Below are 13,219 nucleotides of genomic sequence, written 5' to 3'. Positions count from 1 at the left end.
TCTTTTTTTTTAATTAATAATTCAATAATTTTGACTATTGGTCTTACTATACCATTTGCTAAATAATCTTTTGATGTCGAATGCGAATCTAATTAGCAATGAAATTTTGGGTGGATTAGAGGAATTAGGATTATCGAAATACGAGGCATCAGCGTATCTGGGATTATTGGGGAAGGGGATGATCTCAGCCACAGAGTTAGCATTTTGTTCAGGTTTGCCAAGAACAAAAATTTATTTCATTTTAAAAAAACTAGAGAAGAAGAACCTGGTTTTCATAAATAATCAAAAGCCTTTAACATTTCGAGCGCTTTCTCCCAAAGAATCATTTAACAAGTTAATAGAAAAATATGAAAAAAAGGTAAAGGATTTAAGTGATATTATAAATTCTTTGCAGCAAATCAATGATGAGGGATTAGAAAAAAAGGGACTTGAGGAACGGAGGTATTTGATACTGAATCAGATTTTTACTGATAAAAAAATTACAGATCTAATAAGATCCTCCAAGGAAACTATCCATATATCATTGAATTCATGGGGAAATATCCTCCTTAAATCAGTTAAAGATGAAATTCTGAAGGCTGTAATTAGAGGCGTAACGGTGAAAATACTATTTGATCAATATTCAAATGCTGACTCCGTTGTCTTGCCTAACGCTGTTGAGATGAAAAGGGCCAAAATTAGCTCAAATATGTTTATTTTTGATAACGATATTGTTATTTTGATTAACAATGACGGTACCAAATCAGCATATTTTGATTCACATGAAATTTTCAAAACGGTTTTGAGCACTCATTTTAACGATATTTGGCATCTAGAGGATAACCAAAATAGTATAAAGAATACTAAATTTGAACCAATAAACGTTAGTCGCTAATTTTGTCAAATGCCTTCATTACATAGGGTAGTTCATCCAACAAATCTGATGCCACCATATGTAATCCCATCCTATTAAAAATATTGAGGCCAGCCATTCCGTTAAAGTATAATCCAAGGATACAAGCATGTATTGATTCGTATTTGGTAAGGTATCCGGCCACTAGCCCAGATAGAATATCCCCAGTTCCACCGACTGTCATTGCAGGCGTTGTTCTTTGAGTAACAAATGTTTGATCACCATCTGAAACGATATTCCAAAATCCTTTTAAGGCTATAACAAGTCCGTATTCTCTTGCAAATTTAGTGACTAGTTTTAACTGTTCATCTAGTTCTCCCGTAGGAAGAATACCAAACAGCCGTTTGAATTCCCCAGCATGAGGTGTGACAACAGTTTTGGTATTAGTAATATTATTTAAAATTTCAGGAACTAATGCTCCTGCATCAACTATTAATCGAACTTCTTGTTGCAAAAGCCCGTTAATAAGAGCTAAAAGAGATTGAGATTTTGAGAAACTCAACCCCATTCCTATGCCGGCTGCGTCAATTTTTTTAGGGATCATATTTAAAAGTCGCCTAACTGCCCCACTTGTCAATTTGTCGTCTGGAAAAGGAACGAAAATTAAGTCAGCAGAAAAATTCCTAGATGAAGATAAATTGATTTTTGGAATCGCGGTATATACTAAATCGGTTCCGCTCCTAAGTGCGGCAATGGAGGATAACAACGGTGCACCGTGGTATATTCTATTCCCTCCAACTATGAGCGTTATTCCATTTTCACCTTTTCTAGAAAGCTTACTACGTGGAAGGATAATGCTTTTAACCAAATTTGAATCCACAGCAGAATAATTTTGCATTGTTGAATAGTTAATACAAAACTAGATAGGCTATTTAGGATTTTTCTAGATTAGTTAAAAATATAGGTTAACGATATATAGATAGTTAAAGATATTGGAACAAAAAAAGGTCCAAAACTGTAAGTTTAAGCCAAGTGAAAATCCGTTACTTGAAAATTCGGTGGTCCCTCCAGAAATAGATACTCATTATCAACTTTATGGAAAGCACATGTGGGAAGTAGATTATACAGAAAAATGTCCTAGATGTGATAAACGTATTGATGAGTTTGGGTATTGCGCTTGTAATGGGTTTGCAGAGTAGCGAGTAAATTGACTTTTAAGTATAATCCGAGTGCAGGCGTTTAACTCAAATATTACCAAGAATGATTAAATAGCCGGTAAGATATAGAATATGTATGAGTAACGAAGTCATGGGAGCAGTAACTTATGAGTGCATGTCCTGCGGGACCAACGTGACTGCAGAGGAGTTATCATACCTTCCTGAAATAAAGTGTATATGCGGATTTAGAGTATTTAGAAAGGTCAGACAACCTATCATTAAGCAATTAAAAGCGATTTAAGTGAAAATCAGATGTCCTGATTGCAAAAGTGCTGCCGAACTTTCCGATGATTTTTCGTTTGTCAAATGTGAAAATTGCGGATTTGACAAAACTTATGGTGATTATGTAAAATACGTCGCGTATAAGGATGCTCGGTATTCAGATATCCTTAGCGATTACAAGCTATAGTAAGTCAAATTTATTTAATAATTAGATAATTTTTATAACCACAGATTTGAAAGATAGTATCAGTATAGGTAGAAAAGAGTATTTGTGGGCTAAGAACAGAATGCCACTATTAAGTAAGTTGGTAAGGAAATATTCCAACAGCCAAGCATTAAATGGTTTTAGTTTAGGAATGTGCTTACACATTACCAAAGAAACAGCAGTTTTGGTCACAGGCCTTGCAGAGATAGGTGCTAGAATTTCGCTATGCGCTGCCAATCCACTCTCTAGTAAAAAAGATATGATAAGCTATCTACAAGACGCTAATTCAAATATCAGTTTATACACAAATTATCCAGGCGATACCAATTCATTCTACAATAACATGGATAAGGTATTAGATACAAAACCTCAAATAGTAACAGATGACGGAGCAGAGATGCACAAGAAAGCAGTTCTTAGAAAACAAAGTTTGTTAGGAGGAACTGAAGAAACTACTTCAGGGGTCAATAGGTTACGTAAACTTAGTAACTCTGGTTTGCTTTTGTATCCCGTAATAGCTGTCAACGAATCATTTATGAAACAAATGCTTGATAATCAAAATGGAACGGGGCAAAGTGCACTGGAAGGTATTATACGTACTACCGGAACAATCATAGCGAGCAAAAGGATAGTAGTATGTGGTTATGGATGGGTTGGCAAAGGGGTTGCAAGATGCGCACGCGGTATGGGTGCTAAAGTATCGATAACAGAAGTAGAACCCCTGCAAGCGATTGAGGCTTTCTTTGACGGATATGAGGTGAATAATTTGAAGAATTTATTATCAAGTAATGATATCTTCATAACCTGCACAGGTCAGATAAACGTGATCGGAAGAGAACATTTTAGTGAGCTCAAGGACGGAGCGATTCTATGTAACACAGGACATTTTGATGTGGAAATAGATGTCAAATATTTAGATAGAATTGATCCTCATCATTACGAGCCTAAACCAAATGTTACCTGTTATAATATTGAAGACAAATTTAAGGAGAAAAAGCGAATCTACCTCATGACCAAAGGTAGGGTAATCAATCTGGTTGGAGCTGACGGGAACCCTCCAGAAGTAATGGACGCTTCTTTTTCTAACCAGTTTTTAGCTATTGTCTATTTATCCAAATATGCAACCAGATTGGCCAATAAGGTCTACAAACCTCCACAAAAATTAGATAGTAAACTAGCCAGATTAGCTTTATCGGAATACGGGATTAGAATGGATAAGTTAACGCCTGAACAGAAGGACTATTTTAAGAAATAAAAAAGAATTTTTCCTTTTGTACTATCTGGAAGATCCAAAGTTAGGATTAGTTTTGCATTCATGTAAAAATGATTTCCGAGGAGCTTAAATACGCCAACTTGATAAATGAGCAATAATCATCCCAAATGTCGCATGAATGGAAGGAAATCTCATCTTAGTGAGACTATCATCTTTATTGTCTATTGGTAATTCTAAACCCTGGATGAATACTTAACTAAATTTTTCAGGTCTTTGACTTAACAATTAATCTGTTTCCACAATATTCACAAAATTCCAAATTTTTGGTAACGAATTTTTTGCAAATACTACAATATTTTCCAGAAGATCTTGTTACAAAATTCTTTTTTCCTGGTATTACTACTTGTATTGAAAGATGCTTTGCCACGTTTACTAAAGAAAAATCAGTGGATAAGACGGGCACGTTTAGTTGGATACCCAATGCAACAATAGACTGATCTGCCTCAGATAGGACATTCCTGCCTATTTGTTCCTCCATTTTTCTAACTTTAACAATATTCTCATTGGAGGCTTCCATCACGACAACTTTTTTAGTAATTAATAAAAGGTTCAAACCATCAACATTTTTCTTTATGTGTCTTATCTCATCGTAGATTTGAGGTGTAATGTAGTAAGTGTATGTAGAGGTGGTCAGAAAAGGTAATCCCATATAAAAGATATTTGCATCAGTCGCAAATCTATTAGGCGAATCCAAGTTTGGTCAACTGTCTGATCTCATTCTTTTTGAACCTAATAAACATGGCATCTTGATCATATTTTACTATCGAAACAATTTGATTTTTTGGAATTGTTTGTGTAACTTGACCATCCATTATCAGCTGAGTTAAATGATTTGCACTAACCTTTATCACATTTAAAGGCGACACAAATGAAGGCATTCTATTTACCGAGCCAATGGGAGTTATGAGTACACAATCCAAGTGTTCTTGTAATATTGGACCATTATTGGATAAAGAGTGACCGGTTGACCCGGTAGGAGTTGAGATGATTAAACCATCCATTTTTTGATTAAGATTGCAATCATTTATAGTTAACCTAAATACAGGTGTCTTATCAAGTTCAGACCTCATTAAAACGAAATCATTCAATACTGGAACTGTTAAATCATTTCCAATATGAGCAACTATTCTTATCCGTTTGTCTAATATATATTCCCCGTTAAGCAATGGGTCTATGATTGAGTTTACGGAATCCATTGACACTTCTGACAAAATACCACGTGTCCCTCCGGCATTAATACAAAGAACAGGAACATTCGATGGTAACGTTCTAAACGCCTTGATAGTTGTACCATCTCCACCGATTGCTATGGCTAGATCAATATGGGTTTTTAGAATAATGTTTGTTGTATCATTTTTCTCTTTCTTGAATTCTATAATATCAATGCCTTTTTGAACCATTTTATCTTTAAGGAATTTTGAAACTCTATCAGCTTCTTCATTATTTCTCTTAGTAAAGAAGGCAACGATTCGAATTCTCTTATTCAACTAATGTATGTTAAATACCAGGGGTATATTTTTTTACTTATTTTTACCTTTCAAAAATCAAAGAATTACTAAAGTCACATAATTAATTCAAACAAAGTTGTCATTATTATGGCTAAAATGGCTCTATTTCACACTATGAAATTACAGATCTATTATCTGAAAGTAGACGAAGACTACAGAGGCATTTGTATGGAATTTAATCCCTCCCACTTTAAGACTAATAATTTGAGATTAGTATCATCTGCAGCATGGTCTTAATTTATTATCTATGTACTTGAACATCCCCAAAAAGCGAAAACCTAGAATCAAAATCCGCCTCATCAATGTCTACAGTATATCAGAAAATGTAAGGTGATTTAGAGTCAAAGCGATCAAACCACAACGACTATTAACTGTTCTCGATATAATAAATGCTGGTAGCTTATCGCACCCTTTGTCATCAGCAGGAAAATCTATTTCGCGTTCATTCAATGGCCTGGAATGGTCCACATGTGAAAATAAGAGTTTTAAAAACAAATTGTTTTATACAGTAGTTATATGAGCCATGTACCAAAATTACATTTATATTAGAAAAATAGGGCCTTTAAAAACTAACAAATAGGGCCGATAGCTCAGCTTGGTGGAGCGTTCGACTGATAATCGAAAGGCCGAGGGTTCAAATCCCTTTCGGCCCATTGTATCAGCCTATCATATCAGTCAAAGTAACTGAGGCAAATTACAAGGAAACTTTGGATACAGGTCCCCGGATTTAGTAAATCTTACCACACTTTCGAATATGAAACCCTTAGATTATTGCAAGGGGGTATTTTATGAATAAAACCTTAGTTCAAATATGTTTTCATTTGGTTAACATCTTAGAGTCGTACGGAGATATTTCCTATGTGACTCATTTTTAATCGGTGCTGGTTAGTGAGATCACATAAATTTTAAAAATTCCAAAATTTTAATTTGGGGAGTACAGGCAACTTTATGAAAAGATTCAAAATTGAAATTCAAAGAAAAAAATTAGTTTTTATTTACAGGACCCTTTATCCCAACCAACTGCATACCCTTGACCGTACTGTCCTGTTCCACCACTATATGAATAACAGTGGTCATGATCATACCAACCATTCTTGCAACCTTGTATCCAAGCCGAGGATTTTTGAGTATAGTCTGCACAATTATGAGTAGCTGCATTGACATTTTGGATAAGCAAAACTGGAGTCAAAGCCATTGAAGTAACTGCTATTGCAATTACTAACACCCTCAAAGAATTATTCATCACACGTTTTATTGTTATAGATATATAAAAGTTTTAATTGGTTTGGCTCCAGCCATTCAAGATCCATCCTTTTCTTCTAATGTAATATGAGTCAACCATTTTGGAATGGTCACATCTAGGGGGTATCTATTGCAGGAGATCAGAGCATGGATGGTTCTCTCAAGTGGCAACTTAATGTTAATGGTTATCTAGTCCGAATATTAAATCCTGAAGATTATCGTTAATCCGACTGAAATCCATTCAAATGTAAATGTAAATCGGCAGGATGATTCCGTAGTTTCGTAATGAATTATATTGAAACGTCCAAACATGGGGGCCGAAATAAGTCAACTTCAAAATGGATTCAGTATAGGGAACTGAAGTTCGTAATTTTTGATATTTTGAAAAAATAATTACTAATGGGAACTCAAATTGTGAAATAATATTTCATAAATTGTAGTAACCAAAACAAGTCACTATAAAATATACCAGTAAAGAGTAAACTTCAATACAGATAAAGTCAGAACAACAAACTTATTTTGAGACGCAAAGGCAAAAGCTGAATTCAGAAATCTTACTTTATCATTCCAAATATTACTTTTTTCCCCTTATGAAAATCCAGGCCATGAATAGTAATCTATTTAATATTTCATGTTTCTATTATGACTTGATTTAGCACGAAAGTCGCGACGAATATTTTGATTTTACTTATCCCGGTGATAATAGGCTCATTAATCATAACTTCAATTGTATCATTACAAAATATTACTGGAATCAGAGCAAAATTTTTTGATATTTTCGAAATTTCTGGAAACCAATTAGCAAAAAGGCTGTCAGAAGAAGTTCGAGAGGTAACGATTGACCTTAATCATTTATCTAAAAATCCCATGCTCATGAATGAAAGCTTTCCAAAAGCCAAGCAAGCAGAGATCTTACGAGAATACGTCGACTATAGCGATTCAAAATATACAGATGTGGCTATTTACGACTTGAGGGGTAATTTGATAATTGATACTACAAATAAGACTATGAGAGAAAATGTTGCAAATGAGGAATTTTTTAAAAAGGCGCTTGAGGGTAATGCTTTCTTTGATAGCCAGTCAACAACTGAATCATCTGCCAACCATAGTGGATTTCATTTTTCGACCCCGCGCTATGATGCCAAAGGAATACTCAACGGAATTCTGGACATAGAAATTCCAGTTAGTTTCATTCACAATACATTGAATGAAAGTTTATTCTATAACAGTGAGGATGATAAATCTTTTATGTTTGCGGTTAAGTTGTTACACGATAACGGTTTCTTAATTTACGACACAAATTCTAATCAAACGACTACATTGAATAAAGACACTAGTGATACATACCACGATGCAAATCTTACTGGATTGTTGTTGAATAACGGGTTAGATGCTATTGGAGACACCTTGACAATCTCGATTCCACTAATTCTAGGATCAGAGATTTACAACTCAAACGGGAATTGGACTCTTGTTTTTGAAGGAGATCTGTCGACTATAATGAGCAATTATAATAAAACTATAACTAATTTTCTAATTTCAAGTGCTTTAATCCTTATAATTACCATTTTTGTCACCGTTCTATCTGTTAGAAAAATAACTTCACCTATAACTCATTTAAAAAATTCAGCATTGGAACTGAGCAAAAATAACTTTAGTAAAGAGATTATGATAGAAGGCTCTAGTGAAGTCAAGGATTTATCAATCAGTCTTGAGGTGATGAGAAGAAATATAGAAAATTCTAACAAAAATTTAACACGCAAAGTCAAAGAGAGGACTATGGAATTAGAACACGCTAACGAGGAATTGAGGATGAAACAATCCGAGGTAAATCAAGTGAATTCCGAACTCAGAAAATCCACACGTGCAAAAGAAGAGTTTCTCTCTATGGTAAGTCATGAGCTTAAAACGCCCATTACTCCCATGAAGCTTTATGTTGAAATGATACTAAGGGGAGACAAATCAACTAACTTAAATGTTTTTCAAAAAAAGGCTCTTAATATAGTTTATAAAAACATTCTGAAACTTGAAACAATAATCAACGACATATTTACGGTATATAAAATGGAGTCTGACAAATTTCATCTCAATAAGCGGGTTACCAACATAAAAGAAATGATAGAAACAAACGCTGCTGCTTTAAGACCACTTATGATAGAAAAGGAAATTAGTTTTGATACTATTGTTACTACACGTTCAAATGTTTATTGCGATCCGACCAGAATAAGCCAGGTATTGTTTAACTTGGTTAATAATGCGGTAGATCATGTCCCAAATAGAGACGGAAGGATCACAATTAAAGTTGAGGAACAAAGCCTAATGGAAAAGACTAATTCGGACAAATCCTCGCCTCAGGAAATGCAAAAAAGGATCATATTTACCGTAGAAGATAACGGTATTGGGATCAAAGATGAAAACACTGTCGGTATTTTTAAGAAATTCTATCAGATAGATACTGGACTCCGAAGAAAATACGGTGGAACAGGGTTGGGTTTGGCAATTTGCAGGGGCATCATAGAATCCCATGGAGGTTCAATTTGGCTCGACCCCGACTACAAGAACGGTGCTCGTTTTAAATTCTCATTAGAAGGTATCTAAATTAAATATTGTATTAATAGAGAAATTTACCTTGTTTGTTGGGCAAATTGAATATACCGTATATGAATGATAATAAAAATATAGCCGAAGTACCAAAAGACTCTGATATTAAAATTTTTAAGTGCGAGACCATTATCGTAGTCAAGCCCGATTAGTTGAAATCAAGAGTATTGATTGTAACTAGAACCTTTTAAATATAATTATGCCAAATTTTACAAGGTTAGAACCCTTTCATGAATCAAAATAATTATTTTTACATCTTCGGGCTTCAGGACATCTCTTTAATGAATCTAAATAGTCTAGATAAAAAGGTACTTTCAAATCCTAATTCAATAGGTAAATGGATCAGATAATGCTTGAATATTTGATCAAAGCAGACCATTTTTAAAAAGGATAGAAATTATCGGCCTAAAGAGTGTTGTTTAACATTTGATTAACTACGTCATCAAAAACCTCTAATGGTTGTGCGCCTTCTACTGCCGCAATTCTTGTAGAATTTTCCTTAAGGATTAGAAATGTTGGAGTGCTTGCCAAACCTAAATTTTTGGCAAACATATCATTTTCTACTACTAATTGATTGTACTTGTGAGATTCCAAGCAACTGGTAAATTCAGAAATATCAGTCATATTTACATTCTTAGCGAAGCTAATCAAACTGTCCTGAGATATCCATCCAGTGTTTTCACCTCTCGAATTTCTATAAACCTCATCATGATACTCCCAATATTTGTCTTGTTCTGCTGCGCAATAGGATGCTTCTGCCCCTAGAGTAGAAAGTTTATCCTTAGGAAGATCGTTTATGACTAAATCCTTAAAACCAAATCGGACTATACCAGAATCCACATATTTTGAAATCAAATCATCCTTTGTTTCTTGATTAAAACGTGCGCAAAACGGACACTGATAGTCACCGAATTCAATTATATTAATAGGGGCGTTATCATTTCCTATTGCTTTAGCCCCAGGAATTGTCGGAGATGTCAGATTGGAAATCAATTGTTGAATATTCTGAGGATTAGTTGACGAAGATGTATCATTATTATTCCCAAAGTTAGAAAATGCTGTTATCGATCCACCAATCAATAGTGCACCGAATAAAACTGCCATGATTACAACCTTACGATAATTTGTTTTATTTCCTCGCGGCTTCCTATTCCTATGCTTCAATTTATTACAATAAAGAAAAAGTCATACCGTTATTTAAAATAAATATTCCCGTAAACTCAGATTCGCGGGAAACAAACTATCTGGTATATCACTTATTTCAATTTGGAACGAATCAAGTCAAGCGCTCTTTCCGCTGCTTCTTTTTTAGGTAATTGGACAAAAAAAACATTGCTACCGGATGTCTCATGGGGAGCTATTCCCAACATCCCAGACGCAGCCAACGATTCAAAGAAGTCAATTGTTTCATTTGCATATAGCAAAAAGTCGAAATCAAGGTTGCTTTTCAAAAAATTCACGTTCAAATTGACAAAGACATGACTTCCATCATCGAAAATATTCAAGTTGGTATCTATTAAATTCGACTTCCCATAAGACACTTTCATTACGGTTTCAAATAGCGAGGATTCTACTAACAAACATGGAACTTTGACTCCACTATATTCAATCAAGTAATAGCCTAATTTATGGATGTTTGCTATAAAATCTTCAAGGGTATGCAAATCTTTTTTCAATTAATTAAATTAAATGACTCCTCTTATTGCATATTAATATTTATACTGCATATAAATAAAACTTAATTTAATAGCTCAATGAGTCAGCATATCTGAATCGATTTAGCTAGTAACAGTGCCTTTTGAGGATCTTCGGAACTGAATTCGTCACTATCATACTTCTTGCTAAAATAGAGCAGATCCGCAAGTTTCCATTTATCAATAGTCACCAAAGTTGTGCCGTTCTTTTTAATGGAAGTCATATTTGTGGTTAGGATGACTAATTTATCAACGACAGAATTTTTTTTTGTACTTTTAACTATTTTGTCAAAATTTTTATTTTTATCGAAATCTACAGCAATGGATATACCCACCTTCTTTCCCATCTGGTCATTGTATGCCGCATCCAGAAATTCGCCATCAATGATATCTTCATACTTCTTTACGGTCCCTAGTTGTTCAAAATATGTTATCAAATTTCTAACAGCATTTCGCACATTAGCTTCTACTACATCCTTGTCAATAGATATTTTTCTCATCTTAATGAAATCCGATATAGGAATGCCCATAATACTTCCTCTCAACCTCAATCCAGGATACACATTCTTTATGGTATCTTCTATTGACTGTTCATCTATATTTTGAGAATTCTTTGCAGAAGCGACTTCAAAAGCATGATAAAGCACATTTAGAATAGACCTGATATTCCTAAATTCAGGAAATTCATCATAGATAATACGGATTTTTGCGGACAAGTCTTTCTTTTCCAATGCAGTCAGCTTGTCATTATAATGGAGTACATACTGAAGTGCAATATCATTAATTTCATCGAATGAATTGGAACCAGCTAGATCGATTTTAAAATTAGCTTTTTCTAGTCGATCAAAAAGTGAAGGACTTGATTTAGAAATTTCTGCATAGTAGGAAGGTGTAGTCACCACCATCAATATAGCGTATGGAATATGAGAATTTATTAACCCTTTTAAATATTCTAACGAGTTTGGATTGGTATCAAATTCATCAATCTGGAAGATAGTAATTTTGTTAAATAATTTGTAGTTTATTTTTGCAATTGTGGATAACACCATCGTAAGATTCTCGAAGGTTTTAAGATCGGAATAATTTAGGGTGCTTGTTTTAATGATCTCAGTAATTAATTGCATCTCGATTTTAGTAAAATCTTTAGACATCAATTCGAACAAATGCTCGTATGATAAATTCATTTTCTTTTGTGTCAAATGTTCCAGTTTCTCAGAAATAGAATTGCCGTTCAATGAGTCCATAAACCCATACTTGATTACCTTCTTTACGAGTTTAGGGTTTTGTTGATAGTTATCTCTAAGATATTCTATAAATCGAGTTTTAACCGTACTATAATAACCCTTACCAAATCCTGTTACTATAGAATGAAAAAAATTATCAATCTCACGTGGCTGCACCTGAGTTAGGTCGATGTATGAAATGACAGACTTCTCCTCAAACTCATTCAAGGTTTTCATATGAAGTGTTAAGTGTGTTTTACCAGAACCTACATCCTGTATCATGGTTATAACTTTAAACAAGTCTTCATTGTGTAGGTTCTCATTGCCAAGCTTTTCACTCAAATCATCCAGACATGAGTGAATTGAATTTAGAGCGCTAATGTGTCGTTTCCCTCCCAATATATTTGCATTATTAATTGTAGGGGTAGGGCTGCTTGGGAAGGGATTAAGACTCAGGTTATATGGATTCATCATATACACCTCACAAACCCATGAATTATCCCCCTCAGGACTACCCCCTCATAACCACCAGAGGATAGTTCATATTTGTCCGGATATGTTTCAATTAGATCTGATACAAGTGAATAAAACTCTGTACTCGTTATGGTACATCTGGCACATAAATCATCCTTTATTGAGGACAATTCCAACCAACCAATCGATGATGATTTCTCTGCGATCATGGAGTCAAATTGTTCTTTGAATTCCTCAAGATTGATGTTACTAGTATTTTCGTTTGGATTTGAAGTATCGTTCTTTAATGAACCGATCTTTTCTTCAATACGAACAAATGAGCTTTTTACTTCAGACAACTCACAATCAATCTTTTCAACATATTTGAAAATACTATCTGAATAATTGTTTAGTTTGTTTTGGATTCCGATAATAGATTCATAAAGATATTTGAATTTAATGTCAGAAGACAGAAGATATTCGAGATAAAAGTTTTTGCCCCAACAATAAATATATGTTCCTTTTTTTGAAACACAAATCTTATCTTGAACTACCAATTGGTCTAGACTTTCTTCGAAGGTCTCCTCAGGAAACCTTTTCTTTAATTCGGATTTCTTAATTCCAACTGATCCAAAAGAATTAATATCTTCATAAATTATATCTATGTTGGACATATACACAAAGGTATAAAAAAAAGTTAAAAAAAAGATAGTGAAAAAAAAATAATATCCTTGTAAAAAAAAATAAAC

14 protein-coding genes and 1 tRNA gene are annotated in these 13,219 nt (G+C 34.0%); 7 read left to right on the top strand and 8 right to left on the bottom strand.

The window, feature by feature from the left end:
* Positions 1-73: 73 nt before the first annotated feature.
* Positions 74-874, top strand: coding sequence for a TrmB family transcriptional regulator (locus tag ACMT7R_RS04530; protein ID WP_415310281.1), 801 nt, complete (start codon positions 74-76; stop codon positions 872-874).
* Here the strand turns inward: ACMT7R_RS04530 and ACMT7R_RS04525 are convergent.
* Positions 864-1,730 carry an NAD(P)H-hydrate dehydratase gene (locus ACMT7R_RS04525; RefSeq protein ID WP_415310280.1) on the bottom strand — a complete coding sequence of 289 codons (867 nt, stop codon included), beginning with the start codon at positions 1,728-1,730 and terminating at the stop codon, positions 864-866. The genes ACMT7R_RS04530 and ACMT7R_RS04525 overlap by 11 nt on opposite strands.
* Before the next feature lie 94 nt (positions 1,731-1,824).
* Here ACMT7R_RS04525 and ACMT7R_RS04520 point away from each other — a divergent pair, with 94 nt between their 5' ends.
* The 4 genes from ACMT7R_RS04520 (at position 1,825) to ACMT7R_RS04505 (ending at position 3,731) form a co-directional block, all read left to right on the top strand.
* Entirely contained in the window at positions 1,825-2,031 is a 207-nt protein-coding gene (locus tag ACMT7R_RS04520; RefSeq protein WP_415310279.1) for a hypothetical protein, read from the top strand.
* Between the two features lie 94 nt (positions 2,032-2,125).
* Entirely contained in the window at positions 2,126-2,290 is a 165-nt protein-coding gene (locus tag ACMT7R_RS04515; RefSeq protein WP_134482808.1) for an RNA polymerase Rbp10, read from the top strand.
* Positions 2,291-2,458 (top strand): hypothetical protein, encoded by a 168-nt coding sequence (locus ACMT7R_RS04510; protein ID WP_415310277.1) that lies wholly within the window; start codon positions 2,291-2,293, stop codon positions 2,456-2,458.
* A gap of 46 nt (positions 2,459-2,504) precedes the next feature.
* Positions 2,505-3,731, top strand: coding sequence for an adenosylhomocysteinase (locus ACMT7R_RS04505; protein ID WP_415310276.1), 1,227 nt, complete (start codon positions 2,505-2,507; stop codon positions 3,729-3,731).
* Positions 3,732-3,954: 223 nt separating this feature from the next.
* Here the strand turns inward: ACMT7R_RS04505 and ACMT7R_RS04500 are convergent, their stop codons facing one another.
* Positions 3,955-4,443, bottom strand: coding sequence for a hypothetical protein (locus ACMT7R_RS04500; RefSeq protein WP_415310275.1), 489 nt, complete (start codon positions 4,441-4,443; stop codon positions 3,955-3,957).
* On the bottom strand, positions 4,430-5,236 hold the full coding sequence (locus ACMT7R_RS04495; protein ID WP_415310274.1) for an NAD(+)/NADH kinase: 807 nt from the start codon (positions 5,234-5,236) through the stop codon (positions 4,430-4,432). The genes ACMT7R_RS04500 and ACMT7R_RS04495 overlap by 14 nt, the downstream gene beginning before the upstream one ends.
* Before the next feature lie 600 nt (positions 5,237-5,836).
* Here ACMT7R_RS04495 and ACMT7R_RS04490 point away from each other — a divergent pair.
* Positions 5,837-5,910, top strand: a tRNA-Ile gene (locus ACMT7R_RS04490).
* 338 nt (positions 5,911-6,248) lie between these two features.
* Here the strand turns inward: ACMT7R_RS04490 and ACMT7R_RS04485 are convergent.
* Positions 6,249-6,500, bottom strand: coding sequence for a hypothetical protein (locus tag ACMT7R_RS04485; RefSeq protein WP_415310273.1), 252 nt, complete (start codon positions 6,498-6,500; stop codon positions 6,249-6,251).
* 677 nt (positions 6,501-7,177) lie between these two features.
* On the opposite strand from ACMT7R_RS04485, the gene ACMT7R_RS04480 reads away from it, so the two are divergent.
* Positions 7,178-9,097: an ATP-binding protein gene (locus ACMT7R_RS04480; protein ID WP_415310272.1), complete on the top strand. Its 1,920-nt coding sequence runs from the start codon at positions 7,178-7,180 to the stop codon at positions 9,095-9,097.
* Positions 9,098-9,505: 408 nt separating this feature from the next.
* Here ACMT7R_RS04480 and ACMT7R_RS04475 read toward each other — a convergent pair whose 3' ends face one another.
* The 4 genes from ACMT7R_RS04475 to ACMT7R_RS04460 all read right to left on the bottom strand — a co-directional run bounded on the left by ACMT7R_RS04475 (position 9,506) and on the right by ACMT7R_RS04460 (position 13,144).
* Positions 9,506-10,204, bottom strand: coding sequence for a DsbA family protein (locus tag ACMT7R_RS04475; protein WP_415310270.1), 699 nt, complete (start codon positions 10,202-10,204; stop codon positions 9,506-9,508).
* 152 nt (positions 10,205-10,356) lie between these two features.
* A complete protein-coding gene (locus ACMT7R_RS04470; RefSeq protein WP_415310268.1) occupies positions 10,357-10,776 on the bottom strand; it encodes a hypothetical protein in 420 nt (139 codons plus the stop codon).
* A gap of 83 nt (positions 10,777-10,859) precedes the next feature.
* On the bottom strand, positions 10,860-12,491 hold the full coding sequence (locus tag ACMT7R_RS04465) for a hypothetical protein (protein WP_415310267.1): 1,632 nt from the start codon (positions 12,489-12,491) through the stop codon (positions 10,860-10,862).
* Positions 12,488-13,144: a hypothetical protein gene (locus tag ACMT7R_RS04460; RefSeq protein WP_415310266.1), complete on the bottom strand. Its 657-nt coding sequence runs from the start codon at positions 13,142-13,144 to the stop codon at positions 12,488-12,490. Before ACMT7R_RS04460 ends, ACMT7R_RS04465 begins: the two co-directional genes overlap by 4 nt.
* Positions 13,145-13,219: the final 75 nt, after the last annotated feature.

This window comes from Candidatus Nitrosocosmicus sp. FF01 (genome assembly GCF_047711275.1).
Classification (GTDB): domain Archaea; phylum Thermoproteota; class Nitrososphaeria; order Nitrososphaerales; family Nitrososphaeraceae; genus Nitrosocosmicus.
This window is presented reverse-complemented; position numbering and strand designations above follow the sequence as displayed.

What these genes read in the sequence shown, in the direction of transcription:
- ACMT7R_RS04530 (WP_415310281.1), top strand. Translation starts at nt 74, where the DNA reads ATGTCGAATGCGAATCTAATTAGCAATGAAATTTTGGGTGGATTAGAG.
- ACMT7R_RS04525 (WP_415310280.1), bottom strand. Translation starts at nt 1,730, where the DNA reads ATGCAAAATTATTCTGCTGTGGATTCAAATTTGGTTAAAAGCATTATC.
- ACMT7R_RS04515 (WP_134482808.1), top strand. Translation starts at nt 2,126, where the DNA reads ATGAGTAACGAAGTCATGGGAGCAGTAACTTATGAGTGCATGTCCTGC.
- ACMT7R_RS04485 (WP_415310273.1), bottom strand. Translation starts at nt 6,500, where the DNA reads ATGAATAATTCTTTGAGGGTGTTAGTAATTGCAATAGCAGTTACTTCA.
- ACMT7R_RS04475 (WP_415310270.1), bottom strand. Translation starts at nt 10,204, where the DNA reads ATGGCAGTTTTATTCGGTGCACTATTGATTGGTGGATCGATAACAGCA.
- ACMT7R_RS04465 (WP_415310267.1), bottom strand. Translation starts at nt 12,491, where the DNA reads ATGATGAATCCATATAACCTGAGTCTTAATCCCTTCCCAAGCAGCCCT.
- ACMT7R_RS04460 (WP_415310266.1), bottom strand. Translation starts at nt 13,144, where the DNA reads ATGTCCAACATAGATATAATTTATGAAGATATTAATTCTTTTGGATCA.